This is a genomic window from Microcoleus sp. T3_B1, from assembly GCF_036700445.1.
In the GTDB taxonomy this organism is placed as follows: domain Bacteria; phylum Cyanobacteriota; class Cyanobacteriia; order Cyanobacteriales; family Microcoleaceae; genus Microcoleus.
This window is the reverse complement of the sequence record NZ_JAUBOX010000114.1, coordinates 1-18,933: the sequence shown is the minus strand read 5'-3', so window position 1 is coordinate 18,933 and position 18,933 is coordinate 1. Positions and strand designations below refer to the sequence as shown.

13 protein-coding genes are annotated in these 18,933 nt (G+C 46.7%); 5 read left to right on the top strand and 8 right to left on the bottom strand.

The features are described 5' to 3' along the window. Positions 1–240 precede the first annotated feature (240 nt). From QT990_RS33025 to hemW, 3 genes are all read right to left on the bottom strand, one after another. On the bottom strand, positions 241–513 hold the full coding sequence (locus tag QT990_RS33025) for a DUF1830 domain-containing protein (protein ID WP_333057596.1): 273 nt from the start codon (positions 511–513) through the stop codon (positions 241–243). A gap of 155 nt (positions 514–668) precedes the next feature. Continuing rightward, positions 669–887 carry a hypothetical protein gene (locus QT990_RS33020; RefSeq protein ID WP_333284948.1) on the bottom strand — a complete coding sequence of 73 codons (219 nt, stop codon included), beginning with the start codon at positions 885–887 and terminating at the stop codon, positions 669–671. A gap of 226 nt (positions 888–1,113) precedes the next feature. Then, positions 1,114–2,481, bottom strand: a complete 1,368-nt coding sequence (gene hemW / locus QT990_RS33015) for a radical SAM family heme chaperone HemW (RefSeq protein ID WP_333466266.1) — start codon at positions 2,479–2,481, stop codon at positions 1,114–1,116. Between the two features lie 375 nt (positions 2,482–2,856). Between hemW and QT990_RS33010 the strand changes: the two genes are divergently transcribed. Continuing rightward, on the top strand, positions 2,857–3,936 hold the full coding sequence (locus QT990_RS33010) for a PIN/TRAM domain-containing protein (RefSeq protein ID WP_333143359.1): 1,080 nt from the start codon (positions 2,857–2,859) through the stop codon (positions 3,934–3,936). Between the two features lie 317 nt (positions 3,937–4,253). On the opposite strand, the gene QT990_RS33005 is transcribed toward QT990_RS33010, so the two are convergent. Together QT990_RS33005 and QT990_RS33000 are read right to left on the bottom strand one after the other, a co-directional pair. Next, a complete protein-coding gene (locus QT990_RS33005) occupies positions 4,254–4,826 on the bottom strand; it encodes a Uma2 family endonuclease (RefSeq protein WP_333309087.1) in 573 nt (190 codons plus the stop codon). Between the two features lie 92 nt (positions 4,827–4,918). Next, entirely contained in the window at positions 4,919–7,129 is a 2,211-nt protein-coding gene (locus QT990_RS33000; RefSeq protein ID WP_333466265.1) for a Tex family protein, read from the bottom strand. A 243-nt stretch (positions 7,130–7,372) separates the two neighbouring features. On the opposite strand from QT990_RS33000, the gene QT990_RS32995 reads away from it, so the two are divergent. Further along, a complete protein-coding gene (locus tag QT990_RS32995; protein ID WP_333309083.1) occupies positions 7,373–8,233 on the top strand; it encodes a Uma2 family endonuclease in 861 nt (286 codons plus the stop codon). Between the two features lie 178 nt (positions 8,234–8,411). On the opposite strand, the gene QT990_RS32990 is transcribed toward QT990_RS32995, so the two are convergent. The 3 genes from QT990_RS32990 to QT990_RS32980 form a co-directional block, all read right to left on the bottom strand. Then, positions 8,412–9,389 (bottom strand): class II fructose-bisphosphate aldolase, encoded by a 978-nt coding sequence (locus QT990_RS32990; protein WP_333143354.1) that lies wholly within the window; start codon positions 9,387–9,389, stop codon positions 8,412–8,414. Between the two features lie 204 nt (positions 9,390–9,593). After that, the gene (locus QT990_RS32985) at positions 9,594–10,415 is read right to left on the bottom strand and encodes a phosphoadenylyl-sulfate reductase (RefSeq protein ID WP_333143353.1); all 822 of its coding nucleotides are present in this window, start codon (positions 10,413–10,415) and stop codon (positions 9,594–9,596) included. 168 nt (positions 10,416–10,583) lie between these two features. Further along, positions 10,584–10,736: a hypothetical protein gene (locus QT990_RS32980; protein ID WP_333466264.1), complete on the bottom strand. Its 153-nt coding sequence runs from the start codon at positions 10,734–10,736 to the stop codon at positions 10,584–10,586. Between the two features lie 954 nt (positions 10,737–11,690). Here QT990_RS32980 and QT990_RS32975 point away from each other — a divergent pair. The 3 genes from QT990_RS32975 to QT990_RS32965 all read left to right on the top strand — a co-directional run bounded on the left by QT990_RS32975 (position 11,691) and on the right by QT990_RS32965 (position 18,699). After that, on the top strand, positions 11,691–12,056 hold the full coding sequence (locus tag QT990_RS32975; RefSeq protein WP_333309077.1) for a response regulator: 366 nt from the start codon (positions 11,691–11,693) through the stop codon (positions 12,054–12,056). A 256-nt stretch (positions 12,057–12,312) separates the two neighbouring features. Then, the gene (locus QT990_RS32970) at positions 12,313–12,816 is read left to right on the top strand and encodes a chemotaxis protein CheW (RefSeq protein WP_333466263.1); all 504 of its coding nucleotides are present in this window, start codon (positions 12,313–12,315) and stop codon (positions 12,814–12,816) included. A gap of 90 nt (positions 12,817–12,906) precedes the next feature. Then, positions 12,907–18,699 (top strand): PAS domain S-box protein, encoded by a 5,793-nt coding sequence (locus tag QT990_RS32965; protein ID WP_333412842.1) that lies wholly within the window; start codon positions 12,907–12,909, stop codon positions 18,697–18,699. Positions 18,700–18,933: the final 234 nt, after the last annotated feature.

Genomic DNA, 18,933 nt, shown 5'->3' with positions numbered 1-18,933 from the left:
TGCCTGTTCCACAAGAAAATCTACTCTTTGTGGAACAGGCATCTTGCCTGTTCTTGAGAATGGTGCAAGATGTGAGTTTCTACGAATTTTGGGCTTAGTAACGAGAAATCTACGAATCAACCGGGTTTATGAGGTTGGGAGTGCGATCGCGAACCGAGTTTTTATAATCATACAGAGAAACCCGGTTTCTGAAAAAAAACCGGGTTTCTACCTCTCGTTGGTAAGTCTGGGGAATTATCTTCAATCAGCCGTGCTTAATTCTTCAACTCGCAGCCGATCACACAAAATTCGCTCGCACACTATACCACCCGTATCCGCACTCCTGCAAACTTCTAACTGAGCTTCCGGCAACGCTTCAAACAAAAAACGTTCCCCCGGAAACACTGTCCGCTCAAAATACCAATTAGGAATATTTGTAATGCGAGCGATTTGCACTTTGCTAGTATTATTTAGATACCAACACAAAATGCGCGTATGACCTTCGGAAATTACCTGATTTAGTGTCAAATTCATCTTTTTAACTTGTTTGTGCAATGGTGCGAGCGAGTGGCGAAAGGCCTAAGCTTATTATAGCATATTCCCAGTTAAAACAGAATTTTTTATACATTTTTTTTACATTCTTTGGGTTAATTAATAAATTTCTCCGGGGAAACATCAGCGCCTTCCCCCTATTCCCAAGAAGGTGCAAAAGCCGGCATTGCTAAAGTGCAAGATTTCCACCCTCCCTTAACAGGTGCATTCAACAATTGACAGTGACCGACTGAACCTCTTGCCTGTTGGTAGTGACCGCAAAAATTACACTTGGAAGCCGGATTGCAACCGCGCTCGCTAATTACAAGGCTGGGCTGGTTTTGGGTTTGGTTGCGATCGATAGTTATAGTGTTCATTAAATTACTTTTTAAATGTTCAGTCTTAAGTATGACGGCTGAAGTGCCGTCGTGGCCTCTATCTGAAGGCTTAGTTCGCCTTAAGTTTTGTTGAGGGATCGATAGAAAATATATTATTTTTGACAGTATAAAGCGAGGGAGCAATTTAATTTGCTTCCGATCGCATTGGCGGCCCCGGCTTTAGGGCCGATCGCGCTTGCCGGGGGGTATACTTCCTCAGAGAGAGCTAATTATTTTCGCCTAACTGGCTGAACAAATCGGCTAAAATTGTATTAGAAAATAAAAAACCTTCGGGATCGCTCAACCTCAAATTGCCCGCAAGCGGCAGTTTCGCGGCATCGCCTAAAGTTGCGTGAAGCGGAGCTATCCCGTAGGGAATCGCCCTATCCTCCGTCATAATTTCCACCCATCCTTGCCGCCAGTAGGGCTGCAAACAACGCCAAATTTTATCAACCGTTTGCTGACTAAACTTTTCAGTCAGCGCCGACAGGCTAACTCCTTCTGCTAAACGCAAACCTAGCATCAGCGTTTCTAACAAAACGTCATTTTCTGAGACTGGAAAATTTTGCTCAATTGCTGGGTAAATATCCTGCTGGGTTTCCCCCCCAATTTGAGGAGTTGCTGGGGAATTGAGGCCAGAGATCGATCGCACCCACTGATAATATTCTTGAGTTTTGCGAGGTCTAGTCAACCTTCGGCCTTCCACGTAACTCGCCGCCCCCATTCCCAAACCGTAATAAGGGCGATTTTCCCAATAAACGCGGTTGTGGCGGCACTGATAGCCATCGCGAGCATAATTAGAAATTTCGTAATGTTCGTATCCAGCACCGATCAGAATTTCCCGCGCTAAACGGTACATTCCAGCAGCGGTTTCATCTGCTGGTAGCGGCTGCGCGCCTGCTTCAAAGTAGCGCCCGAAAGCAGTTCCCTGCTCAACAATTAAGTCGTAACTCGACAGGTGAGTCGGGGAAATTTCCACCGCTGATTTCAGGGAAGCTTCCCACTGTTCTAAAGTTTGGTGCGGCAGTCCCGAAATTAGGTCTAAACTGAAATTGACAATACCAGCCGATCGCACTATTTCCACTGCTTCAAAAATATCAGCGACAGAGTGCGATCGCCCGCAAGCTTGCAGCAATTCATCCTGAAAAGCTTGCACTCCCAAACTAACTCGATTTACTCCCGCCGCTGCATATCCCCGCAACTGTTCTAAAGTAAACGTACCCGGATCTATTTCTATAGAAATTTCCGCCCCAGCATCAATCCCAAATTTGCCGTCGAGAGTCTCTAAAATATTACTCAACTGACTGACAGAAAGCAGCGAAGGCGTGCCGCCACCAAAAAAAACTGTTTTCAGAGATGCGCCTAAATTTTTAGTTTCTTGAATTTCTTGACACAGTACAGCAACGTATTGCACGATTGTGCCGGAATTTTCGCCATTTTTGCGATCGCCCACCACAAAAACCGGAAAATCGCAGTAGTAACAGCGGCGGCGACAAAAAGGTATGTGCAGGTAAGCCGAACTAGGAATCCCGGAATTTGCCGCTTGCACACTTTTTTTTAATTCAAATGTTAAATAATCTGTGGGAGGGTTCATTACATATCAAGCCGAAAGCGCAACTTCAAATCTAAAGTTTTAATTAAACAATCATGAATAATTATGTATATTATGACATTTCCTTACCAAAAAAGCGCTGCGAACGATCTGCTCTTTTAATTTAACGTCGTACCGGTTTCGATCGGCCACAATTCCCGGACATCCCGCAGGGCGGTCTATTCGCACCTCGTGCCTGCTTGCGGTGGGGCGTGGTCAATTCCGAGCGACTCCCTGGCACATCCCCCAAAGGGTACAACCGCGAAATATAAGTTTATGAAAATTCCTGAGTAAATATAGCGATATCCGACCAAAGCATGAAAACAAGTATCAGCACTGCAAAGATATAATGGGAATAAATTCATTAACCTAGAACTAATGCTAGACGCAATCATAATAATCTCATTCGTAATCGCAGGCGGAGGCATTGGCTATTACGGAGTCGAACTCCTGCCGACCGAGCTGCTGGAGCAAGTTACAAATATACAAGGTTTAAGTTCTGTACTAGGTTCGTTTGGAGCATTAATCGGCTTCGTGATGGGATTAGTGGCTCAAACAACCTATCGGCGCCTGGAAAAACAAGTCCGCGATATGCCAGTGGAGATGTTGCTGACGCGGGCGATCGGCTTAATCATCGGACTGCTAGTAGCAAACTTAATGCTGGCTCCGCTATTCCTGCTGCCAATTCCGCGCGAGTTCGGCTTCATCAAACCTCTAGTCGCAGTCTTGGGTAGCGTCATGTTCGGCTTCACAGGCGTCAGTTTGACCGACACCCACGGCCGCGCTTTCTTGCGGCTGATCAACCCCAAAAGCTTTGACACGGTGTTGGTAGCCGAAGGTACTTTCAAACCAGCAACTGCCAAAGTTGTCGATACTAGCTGCATTATTGACGGCCGAATTGAAAACTTGCTAGAAACAGGTTTCCTCGAAGGTCAAATTATCGTGCCGCAATTCGTGCTCCAAGAACTGCAACTGGTAGCTGATTCCGCCAACGATCAAAAGCGAGTGCGCGGACGCCGCGGCTTAGATGTACTCAACCGCATCAAAGAAACATATCCAGAACGGATTCAAATTCACTCGGCTGACTACGAAGATATTGCCACAGTCGATGCAAAATTAGTCCGATTTGCTTTGGATATCGACGGCATTTTGCTCACCAACGATTACAACTTATCGAAAGTAGCTACCGTCCAAAAACTGCCGGTTTTGAATATCAATGATTTGACTCATGCGGTGCGCCCGACTTATTTGCCGGGAGATACGATCGAACTAAAAATCCGCAAAGAAGGCAAAGAGCCCTCTCAGGGAATCGGTTACTTGGATGACGGCACAATGGTTGTCGTAGAAGCAGGCAGCAGTTACGTCGGCGGCGAAGCCAGAGTCGTAGTCACCAGCGCCCTGCAAACAAGCGCCGGCCGCATGATATTCGCCCGCCCTCAAGAATCCGTTATTGTTTAAAACTGAGTAACAATGGCCAGGGCAATCAGAATCAAATATTGCGATCGTTGTTCCCAATCTGCCCCGACTCTCTACCGCGCCCGGTATGACGAGTCGGGGCAGTGGTTTTTTTTATGTCTTAAATGTTGGGAATCGGTAAGTAAAAACAATCCTTTTTACTTCTACGGTGGCACTTGGAAAGCTAGCAAGAAAAAATAGCAATTACCAGCTTGTTCTTCTTTTCTCTTCCTACCCTTCGGGAACGGCTTCGCCGAACGTGTCCTTAGCGTCTTCGCGGTTCAATCATATCAATATCAGTGATTCTGGAGTAATTAAAATCAACCAATCCCGATCGCATCTTCATACAATGTCTCGATCGCACAGCTAAAATTAACGCTAGCAAACTGAACTTCTTGTCCTTGACTGTAAGGATAAAGCACCCACAAACCCTCTGCATTCCGGCGAAAACACTCTACACTAACTCTTTCTTGATTAATTAATACATACTCTTGCAAACTTTCAGAAGTGCGGTAATCACCAAATTTATCGCCTCTGTCAAAAGCCGCTGTAGTCGGCGATAAAACTTCCACAATTAAGCGCGGGTAGATAATGAAATCTTCAGCAGTATTTCTGTCCCGTTCATCGCAAGTCACCGCTACATCGGGATAGTAATAACAATTTGCTGCCTCAATCCGAACTTTTATATCTGCCACGTAAGGTATACAGCCACTTCCCCGAAGATGATTTCTCAGCAAAATTGCTGCATTGAGACTAATGATGGCGTGAGCTTTGCTTGCCCCTGCCATTGCATAGATTTCACCTTGCCTGTACTCGTGTTTGGTCGGACTGACTTTCTCGGCTGCTAAATAATCTTCGGGGGAGACGTAGGATTCGCTTTTACTTGCAACCATATAATTTTGAGGTGGGTGAGGATTACACAATTATAGCCGTAGCACGGGCGAGGGCTGGACGCCATCGCCCTTTTTCACCTTTCCCCAAAGTTTTAACGTCGGCGCGGGGCCGGAAGCCTCGCACTATTGCCATTTTGCGGTTGCGGTTTTTCTTGCAGCTTCATTGTCAAACTAACCCGCTTTAACTTCTCATTCACCTCCAAAACCCGCACTTTCACAACTTGTCCGACTTTAACAATCTGTTTCGGATCTTCCACGAATCGATCGGCTAATTGAGAAACGTGAACCAAACCATCTTGGTGCACTCCCACATCAACAAAGGCTCCAAAGTTAGCTACATTCGTGATTATGCCTTCTAATTCCATCCCAACTTGCAAATCGGAGATTTCTTTAATTCCTGCTTGGAAAGTGGCATATTTAAACTCGGCGCGCGGGTCTCTTCCCGGTTTTTCTAGTTCGGAAATAATGTCTCGGAGTGTTGGTTCACCGACTTTTTCAGTGACATATTTCTTGATATTTACAGTCTTGATTTTTTCCGATATTTGTGTTATTCCAGTCAGCGGCAAGTCTAAATCTTTGGCGATCGCCTGCACTACAGGATAACTTTCTGGATGAACTGCTGTATTGTCCAGGGGGTTTTCGCCGCCGCGAATGCGGAGAAACCCGGCTGCTTGTTCAAAAGCTTTTGGGCCGAGTTTGGGAACTTTCAGGAGTTGGCGGCGATTTTTAAAGGCGCCGTTTTCGTTGCGGTAATTGACGATATTTTTGGCAACTGTTGCCGTCATTCCTGACACAAATGTCAGCAATTCTTTGGAGGCTGTGTTTAAGTCAACTCCGACATAGTTAACGCAGCTTTCGACTGTTTCGTCGAGTTTCTTTTTGAGCAGTTTTTGGTCAACATCGTGCTGGTATTGACCGACTCCTATTGATTTCGGGTCGATTTTCACGAGTTCGGCGAGGGGGTCTTGCAAGCGCCGTCCGATGCTGACTGCGCCGCGGACGGTGATGTCCAGATCTGGAAATTCGGCGATCGCCACCTCGCTTGCTGAATAAATCGATGCACCGGATTCATTCACCATGACTTTAATCGGTTTTCTGTCCATTTCTGCCAAAACTTCCGAAACAAATTCGTCTGTTTCGCGGGAAGCTGTACCGTTGCCGATCGCGATTAATTCAATTTTATATTTTTCAATTAAATGCTTGACAATTTTACCAGCTTGCTGTCGCTGAGCGGCCGCTTGGTGGGGGAAAATTGCTTGATATTCTAAAAATTGCCCGGTTTCATCGAGGGCGGAAACTTTGCACCCCGTGCGAAATCCCGGATCGATCGCCAGTGTCGGTTTCATTCCCGCCGGCGCCGACAGCAGCAACTCGCGGAGGTTGGTTTCAAAAGTGGCGATCGACTCGATATCAGCGACGGCTTTGTTGTGCGATCGCACTTCTGTAATTAACGAAGTCTTCATCAGTCGGTTGAAGGCATCCTTCAAAGTCGATCGATAAAACTCTTTAACTTCCGGTATCCTAGTTCTAATTTCCTGACCTTCCAAATAAGCCATCACTGCGGATTCATCAAAAGCTAGTTCCAAATCTAAAACCCCTTCTGTTTCCCCGCGAAACAGCGCTAACATATTGTGCGACTGAACGCTTCTCGCTGCCACTTGATAATTGCGGTACATTTCAAATTTAGTGCTTCCTTCCGGGAAATCCTCTTTAATTTTCGAGACAAAAACTCCTGTTTTCATCAAAAACTCTCGTAAATAAGCCCGCAATTCTGCTTTTTCCGAAACCGCTTCGGCCAAAATATCCGCAGCACCTTTGAGAGCTTCTTCTGCTGTTTTCACTCCCTTTTCTTCCGAAATGTATTTAGCTGCTTCCGCCTCAAAGTCTGCTGGTTTAGCCGTCGGTAAGTTCAGAGACTTGATAAATTCTGCCAACGGTTCCAAACCTTTTTCCCTAGCAATTGTCGCTCGCGTCCGCCGCTTCGGTTTGTAAGGCAGATAAAGGTCTTCTAGTTCGTTTTTTTGCAAACACGATTCGATTTTGGCTTGCAGTTCTTCAGTGAGTTTCCCCTGAGAGCTAATCGTCTCTAAAATCGACTTTTTGCGTTCTTCAATTTCCGTCAGATAGGTGAAGCGATCGGAGATATCCCGCAACTGAATTTCATTCAGCAAATCCGTGCGTTCTTTGCGGTAGCGGGCAATAAACGGAATAGTGGCTCCCTCGGCGAAAAGTTCCAGAGCATTATTGACTTGAGACAGATTAATGGAAAGTTCTTGAGCAATCAGTTGAGGAATGTCGATCATAGTGCAGAATTTCGGATCAGTCGATTTGAGATTTTAGATTTTAGATTTTAGATTAACTTCACAGAAGAGAGGAAGAAAATGGAATCATCCCATTTTTGTTAAAATCGCTTTCTAGGAGTGCGATCGTCCCGCACAGCAAAGCCGATATATCTCGCTTCTAGCTCTCCGGCTTGCACTCCTGTGAAAGCATCATTGGGATGTTCCCGTGATGTTAGCATAAATGCAGTCATTTCTCAATATTATATGTTTCCTTTTAAATATCCTGTGCCGCAAACCGATCCGCCGCGATCGCCCCGAGAAACGCTGCCGACGATGTACGATTTACCCAGCGAAGACCCGGAGGAACCTGGTTTGCCTGACGAATTTCACGATTTACAGCCGCAGTTGTTGAGCCTGACGTTTCGACCTCGGAATTACCCGGCTTCTGAGATATTTAGCGGCACCGACATGAACCTTTATTATGACGTGCAGCACACTCTGTGGCACAAGCGGCCGGATTGGTTTGCAGTTGTGGGAGTTCCCCGACTTTACGATCGATCCGAACTGCGGATGAGTTATGTTACTTGGCAGGAAGGCGTGAATCCTTTTGTAATTGTAGAACTGCTTTCGCCGGGAACAGAAAAAGAAGATTTAGGCGACAAGACCGATGAAGAAAAGTTGCCACCTCAGTCGGGAAACGCTGCCGGTAACGGGCAATTTTTGCAGCCGGAGACGAAGGAGGAACCGCCTAGAAAATGGGAGGTTTACGAGCAAATTTTGCGGGTTCCTATTTATGCCGTTTTCAGTCGCTATACTAACAAATTGCGAGTGTTTGAATTGAAGGGCGGACACTATCAAGAATTAGAATTGCCGGAGTCGCGAGTGTGGATTCCTGACCTAAGTTTGGGGTTGGGTTTGTGGCAAGGAGAGTTTCAGGGAATCGATCGACTGTGGTTGCGCTGGTATGATGTTGATGGCAATTGGATTCTCACTGAAGCGGAACAGCAACGGCAGCGGGCCGAGTCAGCGGAATCTAGGGCTCAACAAGCCGAAGCTCAATTGCAGTCTTTAATTCTGCGGCTGCGGGAATCTGGCATCGATCCCGATCGATTTTTAAATGGTTAGAGAGGACTGAAGTCCTGACTAATAGTATGTCCGGTTGATTACCCCTAATACGGTAGGGGCGGGTTCACGAAAAATATCTACCAATAATTGACAATCTCAAAAACCCGCCATTTTAATCGCGGTCACTGGATCGGACATGATATAAAAACTGGTTCGCAGTCAGGACTGTAGTTTGTTTTTACTTCAACATAAGACTCAAGGCCTCACTACGCACAGGCTTTAAGATTTGATCGCAACTTGATTGCTTGCGGCTTGTTTGTTGGTTGCTGCTACTCTTTGCGGTCAAGTCATCCCTGTAGGGAGAATGATGCAAATAAGCTTGACCGACAGAACCGAAAAGTTGCAGTTTGTCAGAAATGACCCATCGCATGGCATCGATAGCTTTTTCCATTATTTCCAACAAATCTGGATGTGGCTCAGAAATGCTACTTTTTAACACGTCCATATAAGCTTCGCGAACTTCCGTATTCACATTAAATTTAGATACTCCGAGTTTAATACATTGATGAATCATTGACTCCGGCAAACCGCTAGCACCGTGCATCACTAACGGCACTGAAACAGCAGCCCGGATTTTTGCCAGACGCGGAAAATCGAGTTTCGGTTCGCTCAAATATTTGCCGTGAACGTTACCAATTGTTACGGCTAAAAAATCCACCTTAGTTTCTTTGATAAACTCTACTGCTGCTACGGGATCGGTCATCCTTGCGGCTTTCTCCTCGCTTGTCAAACCTTCTTCCCTGCCACTCATTCTGCCGATTTCTGCTTCAACTGCCGCACCGTTAGCGTGGGCTAATTTAGTCATTTCCCGGCTAAATATTAAGTTTTGTTCGTATGGCAAAAAAGAACCGTCTGCCATAATTGATTTGATACCGGCGGCTAGGGCGAGGTGAATGTCTTTTTCTGAGGGGCCGTGATCTAAGTGTACTGCGATCGGCATTAAAGATTTGCCGGCCGCTTTGATGCACAGCGCGACTAAAGGCGATTGTCCGTATTGGAGGGCGCTGGGGTGAATTTGCAGTATAGCAGGACTGTGCAGCGCTTCGGCCGCATTGATCACGGCTTTTACTCCTTCGAGGTTGTAGACGTTAAAAGCGCCGATCGCATAACCATTTCTCAAGGCCGTGTTCAGCAATTCGCTAGTTGACGCGAGCATATAGTACCTACTTTAAAAACTTTTCTGAATGTCGATCATTCTATCAAAGTTCTAGGGCAAGCTCAGCTTAATTTGTGTTTATTTTAATTGCGAATTCTTCGGCGACGATTTATGTGAAGTGCATTTATTCTTGGGTAAGGTGCGCCTAGCGCACCCTACTATTTGTTTGGTGAGCCTAGCGCACCTTACTCCTTGAGTGATTTACTATGTTTGTGCGTTACCAGCGTGCAAACCGCATTCTTTTACGGTCGCTTCTTCCCACCACCAGCGACCTTCGCGTTCGTGTTGGTTCGGCAATACCGGCTTTGTACAAGGTTCACAACCAATACTTACAAAACCGCGTTCGTGCAACTTGTTGTAAGGCACATCCAAAGCGCGAATGTATTCCCAAACCTCTGCCGAAGACCAGTTTGCTAACGGGTTGAATTTAATTAATTCATGGTCAGGAGTTGAGAATGCAGTGTCAACTTCAATGACCGGAATACCGTTGCGGGTACTGGGACTTTGGTCTTTCCGCTGACCAGTGATCCAAGCATCGAGAGTATTCAGTTTGCGGCGCAGCGGCTTGACTTTCCGCACGCCACAGCATTCTTTGTGACCGTCTTGATAAAAACTAAACAATCCCTTTTCTTCAACTAGGGCTTGTACTTCTGCTGCATCGGGAAACATTACTTCTAATTTAATGCCGTAATGTTTTCTGACTTGATCCAAAAACTGATAGGTTTCTGAGTGCAGTCGTCCGGTGTCTAGGGTAAAAACGCGGAAATTTTTGGTAATTTTTGAGGCAATATCGATCAGAACTACATCTTCTGCACCGCTGAAAGAAATTGAGATGTTGTCAAAATTTTCTAGGGCAAATTTGAGAATTTCTCGCGGTGTTTTTTGACTGTATTCTGCTTCTAGGGCGGCAATGTTGAGATTTCTTTGGATGGCAACCATATTTTCGGGTCTGAGCGTGTTCTTTTCCTCTAGCCCTTTATTATAGCCGATCGCCGTCTCTCCCTCACCGACTAATTTGACAATCAAGCAATTTCGTCCGGGGCCACCGGATTCATCCGTGAAGCCAGAAAAAAGCTCCGACTGCTCATCACCAGCCCCCGGATTTATCAGTGGGAGCGCTTTCTTCTATTCTAAAATCTAAAATCGATTGACCGCATCTTGCAGCAGTCTTTGCGGCTGGGTTCACAATCAAGCTCAAGGATGGCGATCGCCTGCTGGTAGCAGTTTTGGTGAACCCAACACTCCTCTACTGGCTAAAATGGGACTGTCGCGCGGCCCATTGATATCAAATCTGTTAGCATCGGAATTATTCCTATCTCTATTCTTTTCATCGGCGTTAATCTGCATCAATCTCTTGTCATCTGCGGTGAAAAAATTATCTTTTTTTTGACCGCAGATACAGGCAGATTAACACAAATTAACGCTGATGAATTAGATTGTTGACTGTTGACGGTATTTTACTATTTCGATGCTAGCTGAATTGATATTAATTTGCAATTAATTATAAAATCCACACAAGAAGATTCATTAAATGTCATTGGAAAATCAGTCAAGTTTAACTGGTTTAATTAATACAGTAATAGCGATTACTAAGGATCGTGGATTAAATAACTTCCGTAGGTTGAGCCCGTGGAACCAACCCTCCGTTTCACTCCGCCCAACGCCACGCTTGATTGTTGGGTTTCGTTCCTCAACCCAACCTACAAAAAATGCAAGTTATTTAATTCTCATTCCTAAGCGATAGCGTGCTGTATCTGGCCTAAAAACAACCTTTTTTTTCCAGAATAGCACCGCTGGAGCTGGTTTTTAATTGCGCTTTATGGCGTTAGCTAAATAATTTATATAGCACAATTTAGGCAATACATCAAAGTTAATTATTGAAATTAAAGCTAAACAAAAGTATAAAAACCAGCTTTTTTTCGCATATGTCTTTATATCCCCCCTCCTAAATTATTGGTAAATTTCTTACTCCCTTCCCTTGCTAAGGGGAGGGTTGGGGTGGGGTTAAAATTTACGACTCCTGCAAGGATTGCTATACTAAGAGCAGTTGGTTTCAAAACAGCGAATTACCAATAATCAATTACTAATTGCCGATTAATTTATTCAGAGCGATTCCGTGACCAAAGTAAATTTTTATCGCTTTTTATCGCTGACAGCTAACATTGAGCCATACGATCGGCTATATTGTATTTGGAAGTACATTAATTTGTCCCGAAAGCGGTCTAGTCTCATCGCCGCCGATCGCGTCAGCTTCTGAATTAACATAGTCCGCTGTCAATAACAGCAAGGAAGTGTGGAATCATGTCCAAAATTTTAGTAGTGGACGACGTAAAGAGCGAACTAGAAATCATCTGCCGCATTCTTCAAGATGCCGGACTGGATGTGATCCGCGCAGGCGACGGCGAAGAGGCGATCGCCCTGATCCGCAAAACCCCTCCGGCTTTGGTCGTTTTAGATGTAGTGATGCCGCGAATGAATGGGTTTGAAGTGATCAGAGAATTGCGGGGCGATCGCGCAACTGCAAAATTGCCCGTAGTATTTTGTACTCATAAAAACACCGAGATCGATAAAGCTTGGGGAACTGATTTAGGAGCCGACGCTTACGTCAGCAAACCTTTTGAACCTCAGCAACTCGTCCACATAGTGCAGCGCTTGCTTTCAGCGTAAACCCAATATAAAGCGATCGACCACTTCCCAACAAACATTATACCGACAAACCCCGTTTTTTTTAATAAACTGGGTTTTTGAATTCCATAAAAGTTTATGTTTAATGATAAAAACCTGCTTATTTGCCCAGCCGCGATTTATTTAACGGAAACATTTGAGGCACCCAAAGTGATGCTGAAAAACTCGATCGGCGATCGGCTTTAGAGTCAAAGCAAAACTCTAATTTGTAAGGTACACTAGAAACTAAAAATAAGCCATGAAAATAACGGCTCCCCCCGCTGGGGGGCATCAGACAAGTGCAACAAAGCAATTTCTCCTGTTCGGTCAAGGAGGCAGTCTGTTCGGCATAGAATTAGAGGCAGTGCGGGAAGTCCTTTGCCTCAAGGAACAACCGATTTCCCTGGTTCCCAACACCCAGCCATTTTTGCTGGGATTAACCAACTTGCGGGGCGAAATCTTAGCAGCAGCAGACTTCGGACTGTTTGTCGGTATTGAGTCGGTTGACACCTACCACCCAAACAGCCGCATCTTAGTGGTAGAAGCGCCCGATCCACGAGACGTGAGATTGTTGTCGAAAATGCGCCTCGGATTAGCCGTCTCCCGCGTCGAAGGAGTTTTACCTCTCAATCCCGATCGCATTGTCTCAGCACTAGATGTCAGTCCCGACCTAGCTCCATTCTTAAAAGGTTTGTACAATTCCGAAGGACGCTTGCTAATGATTGTCGATGTAGAAGCGATCGCCCATTCCGAACGCTGGTAAAAATCAACAATACAGATAAGTCTGCAACGGCTTTGCATCAATAATATTAACTAACGATCGCCCGCATCCTATTTGCCCATCCTTAATTTTATGATCGAAATTCTCTATACCTGGATCGCAACGACTTTCACCCTGACATTGCCTGACTTGTCCTCATCGGTGGTAGCTGGGGCTGCTAATGTCATCATTTCTGGGTGTTACTTTTCCATCGCCTGGCTAATCAGCTTAGCTTTGTGGCGAAACCGTCAATTCGGGTTCGACATCTTCGCCACAGTCACAGCCTGCATATTTTGGACCTGCGCTTTGGGCCATAGCGGCCACGCAGCCGAATACCTAGGACTGCCACACTCTCCGGTGGCGCAAACAGTGTCGGATTGGATAACTGTAATTGCGGCGATCGCTTTTTTGAGTTTGTCCAACCGCTACACCTTCTTAGTAGGTTCCACCCAAATCCTTAACTCTAAAAAAGAAACAGAACAAGCACTGAGCGAAACTACCCAGCGATTTCACGCAATCTTCGACCAAGCTTTTCAAGCGATCGCATTATTGGAGCCCGACGGTACTCTGATCGAAGCAAATCAGACAGCGCTAGAATTGGGCGATTTCCAAGCATCAGAAGTCCTGGGGCTGAAATTTTGGCTGACACCAGGGTGGGCATCATCTCCAACCAACCAGCAGCGCCTAAAAACGAACATTCAACAAGTCTCGGCCGGCAAGTTTGTCCGGGAAGAATACGAAATCACCGGCTTCAACAACCAGGTGACAGTAATTGACGTGTCGTTTAAGCCGCTGTTAAATGAAACAGGAGAAGTATTTCAAATCCTCGCCGAAGGCCGCGACATTACCCAGCGCAAACAGACAGAATCCGCATTGCAGCAGCTAACGGCAGAACTAGAGCAGCGAGTGAATGAAAGAACCGAGCAGCTCCTGCAAACTAACGCACAATTGGAACAGGAAATTCGCGATCGCACCGCTGTACAAGAGCAATTAAAAGCCTCAGAACAATTCTTAAACAACATCCTCAATAGCATCCCAGACCCGATTTACGTCAAAGACCAACAGCACCGCTGGATAATATTAAACAATGCCTTTTGTGAATACATAAATCACAGCAGAGAAGAACTAATTGGCAAATCCTACGACCTGTTTTTGTCCAAACAGGAAGCACAGACATATCGAGAAAAAGACGAATTAGTTTTCGTGACAAATACCAGCACCGAAGTCCAAAAAACCATCACAGACCGAGCAGGAAACACCCGCTTTCTCTCCGCCAAAAAATGTACCTTTGTAGATGCCGAGGGCAGGAAATTTCTCGTTTGCGCGATTAGAGATATCACCAATCGCGTGGAAATGGAAGAACAACTGCGACAGACACTGGCCGAAATAGAAAGTTCCCAAAACTTGCTGCGAACAGTCATTGACGCTACGCCAGACTGCATTTTTGTCAAAGATCGAAACTTGCGCTACACCCTAGTCAATGCAGGTTTCGCCGCCGCCTTCGGCAAAACTCAAGCAGAAATTATCGGCAAAGACGACGCAGAAATCGGCATATCGGTCGATCGAATCTTCGCCAACTTCCAGGCCGAAACCGATTCCCAGAACCAAATCCAAAACTTCCGGGCCGGCAACCACCTCGCGCCGGCCTCCAACGACTTAGCCACCTTAGCCGACGGCAAAGTACACACCTTCGACACCCAGAAATTGCCCCTCCAAGATGCAGAAGGCAACATTTTAGGAATCCTCTGCTTCGCGCGCGACATCACAGAGCGCCGCAAATCGGAACAAGAACTATTGCGGTTCAAAGCAATTTTAGAAACCACAACAGACTGGGTAGGCATAGCCGACTCCCAACAGCGCGCCATTTATCTCAACCGCGCAGCCAGAGAAATGTTGGGAGTTGGCTCTGACGCAGATTTAACCGGAATCCGCATTTCTGACCTGACATCCCCCAAAAGTATCGACACTATTGTGAACGTCGGTATCCCCGCAGCTTGCCGGGACGGGGCGTGGAGTGGCGAGACAGTTTGGCAGAGTTTAGACGGCGAAGAAATACCAGTTTCTCAAGTAATTGTTGCCCACAAATCCGAGAATTCAGAAGTTGAATTTGTCTCAACGATCGCCCGCAACATTACAGAACGCAAGCGCGCCGAAGAAGCATTGCAGCAGAACTTGCAAATGCTCGATCTTGCCAGCGATGGCTTGATCGTTCGGGATATGGACGGCACGATTAATTATTGGAGTCAGGGAGCCGAACGGATGTACGGCTGGACAAAAAAAGAAGCCTTGGGGAAAATCACCCATACTCTATTGCACACCATTTTCCCCCAGCCTTTAGCCGCTATTTCGGCACAGTTAGAAGAGCAGGATTATTGGGAAGGAGAAGTAATTCACACCACCAATTATGCTACCAAAATTACCGTATTCAGTCGCTGGAATTTGCAGCGAGACGAACAGGGAAAACCGAAAGCAATTTTAGAAACTAACAACGACATCACGGAGCGCAAGCAAGCCGAAATCGAAAAGCAAAGATTGATTTCGCTCGTAGAAAGCAGCTCGGATTTTATCGGCACGGCTACCCTGGAGGGAGAGGCAACATACCTGAATGTCGCGGGAATGAAACTAGCAGGATTGCGAAATATTGAACAAGTCAAAAGCAAAAGTATGTATGACTTCTTCTCAGTAGAAAATGGTAAGATTTTCAAAGAAGAAATCGTGCCGGCTACTGTGCGAGACGGTTTTTGGCAGGGTGAATTCCGCTTGAGGAACTTTCAAACCGGCGAAGACTTTCCGGTTGACTTCACCCTATTTACAGTCAAACACCCAGAAACCGATGAGCCTATGGGGTTCGCAACAGTTACTCGCGACATCAGCGATCGCAAACGCGCAGAAGAGATGGTGCGCGATCGCGAAAGACTGTTCCGAGCCATTTTTGACCAATCGTTCCAATTAGTGGGGCTGCTCAAACCAGACGGAACCGTTTTGGAAGTCAACCAAACAGCCCTCGCCGTCGCCGGAATGGAGCGCGAAGACTTCGTAGGCACGCAGTTTGCAGATAATTTGTGGTGGCAAATTTCTCCAGAAGCCAAGCAAAAAGTGCAAGCAGCGCTCACAAAAGCTGCAGCCGGCGAGGTAGTCCGCTACGAAGCCGACGTGCTCGTTGCTGGGGGTGCTGTGATAACTGTGGACTTCTCCCTCAAGCCGATCGTAGACGACAGCGGCAAAGTCGTGCTGCTAATTCCAGAAGGCCGCGACATCAGCGATCGCAAAGCCCTAGAACGAGAATTAGTTTTGCGTCAAAGTCGCTTTGACGCATTTTTCGCAGCCGCCCCGGCCTCAATGTTTATTTTTGACGAGCAGTTGCGCTTCGTGCAAGTTAACGAGAAATTAGCGGAAACCACCGGCGTCTCAGTTGCCGAACACCTCGGCAAGACTGTGAGGGAAGTTATACCCGAAATGCTCGATACCCTACAGCCGATGCTGCAGAAGATTCTCGCCACCAACCAACCGTTTTTAAACGTTGAGGTGTCGGGTTCAATCTTCAACGAACCGGGCGTCATGCGAGATTGGCTGGCGTCATATTTTCCTTTGCCCGGATCTGACGGCAAACCCATCGGTATCGGGGCTGTGGCGATCGAAATTACCGATCGCAAAAAAGCAGAACTAGAGCGCGATCGATTTTTCACCCTGTCTCTCGACTTGCTTTGTATTGCAGATTTTCAAGGCAAATTCAAGCGCGTCAATCCCGCTTGGGTAAAAAGCCTCGGCTACACCCTAGAAGAACTGGAAGGCCAACCTTTTCTCAATTTCGTCCATCCAGACGATCGCGAACAAACAGTAGGCGAAACCGGCAAATTATCCAGCGGCCTCGAAACAATCGCTTTTGAAAATCGCTACCGCTGCAAAGACGGTTCCTACAAGTGGCTGTCGTGGAAAGCGCGACCTGAAGCCGAACAAAAGTTCATATATGCAGTGGCTCGCGACGTTACCGAGAGCAAACAGGCGATGGTGCAACTGGAAAAAACAACAGCCCAATTAGCCCGTTCCGAAGACCAATTTCGGCAGCAAACCAATCTCTTGCAACTGCTAATAAATAGCATTGGCGATGGCATAATTGCTGCGGACGAAAATAACAATTTTGTGTTGTTCAACCCCGCCGCCCAAGATATCTTTGGCACGGGTTCGACAGATACTCTTCCCGACGAATGGTCAACAAGATACGGTTTATTCTTGCCCGATACGGTAACTCCCTATCCCCCAGCCGAAATACCTTTAGCGCGCGCAGTTCGAGGAGAAGCCTGTGACGAAGTAGAGCTTTTCACCCGCCACCGAGGGAAGCCAGAAGGCCTGTGGGTGAAAATTAACGGCCGGCCGCTCAAAGACGAAACGGGGGCGCTTAAAGGCGGCGTAGTCGTTTGCCGCAACGTCACCGAACAAAGAGCATCCCAGCAGCAAATGCAGCAGTTGGCCGAGGCACAGGAACGCTTGCTGCAAGAACTTAAAACCCGGCAAAATGCTCTCGACGAATCGGCGATCGTCAGCGAGACCGATCTCCAAGGCATCATTACCTACGTCAACGACGGATTCATTGAAATCTCCGGTTACAGCATGGGAGAACTCCTGCACCGCAACCACCGCCTCGTCAATTCCGGCTACCATCCCAAATCATTTTTTGAAGAAATGTGGGTGACACTTTCTCGCGGTTTGGTGTGGAAAGGGGAAATCAAAAACCGACGCAAAGATGGCTCGTTTTACTGGGTAGATTCGACGATCTCCCCCATTTTTGATACCAGCGGCAAAATAGTCAAATATATCGCCATTCGCTTTGACATCACCGAGCGCAAAGAGGCAGAAGAACGACTAGAAAAATTGGCAGCAGAACGTAAAGCTGAAGCTGATTCTCTGACCCAGCAAGTCCTTAAATTGTTGGGAGAAATTAAAGGCGCGGCTCAAGGCGACTTGACAGTCAGGGCGGAAGTGACTAACGACGTTTTAGGTGCTGTCGCCGACTCTTTCAACTTCTTAATCGGTTCTCTGCGGAAAGTGGTAACGGGAATTCAAACTTTAGCCGAACAGGTAACATCTGCCACCGGCGAGTCAATTAAAAATACCAGTCAACTCACCCAACAGGCAGAAATTCAAGCAGCAAAAATATCTGCCATCATGCGCGAAATCGAGCGGATTGTGAATTCGATCCGCGACGTGCGAGATGTTTCGGTGCGGGCAGAAACAGTGGCTCAGCAGTCTTCTCAAACGGCTGAAGTCGGCGGTATGGCAGTCGATCGAGCTGTCGAAGGTATTAACGGGCTCCGGTTGACGATCGCCTCTACCTCGAAAATGATGAAGCGTTTGGGCGAATCTTCGCAGCAAATTGGCAAAATTGTGACTTCGATTTCTCAACTTGCTTCGCAAACTAATTTATTAGCTCTGAATGCTACTATTGAGGCGGCGCGAGCCGGCGAACAAGGTTTAGGCTTTGCAGTTGTTGCCGAAGAAGTGCGGAAATTAGCAGAAAGATCCGCCGGCGCTACTGAGGAAATCTCGGAAATTGTCGGTACAATTCAAGAAGAAATCAGCCGCGTGATGAAGGCAATGGAATCCGGGACGCTGGAGGTAGTGGAAGGCACTAAGCTGGCAAGCGAAGCTAAAACTCACCTCAATGCCATCATCGAAGTTAGTCGAGAAATGAATGCTTTGGTGCAGAATATTACTAGCGCATCTGCCAAGCAAACTGTTTCGGCTGAGGGAATTGCTAACAGTATGCAGCAAGTCAACGAGATTGCGAATACTACCGCACAAAAAGGTGCGGATGTCAAAGCATCTTTGGACGAGTTGTCTGGTTCTCTGGGCCAATTGCAAAAGTCGGTGGCGAATTTCCGTTCGTAATTTTAGAACCCCGACTTATTGAAGAAGTCGGGGTTCTGGGTATTGTGGCAGTGTGCGATGAATGGTAAGATGGATGAGTATTTGAAATACTTTTAGGTTGGGGCTATAGTGTTTGAGATTGAGTTTACAGACCAAGCGATTGAGGATTTGCAGTGGTTTAACTACCAGCCGGGAAGTCCCGGGCGTATATTTAGAGGGGATTAATCTGAGCGCTGCGCGAAGTACCCCGTTGGG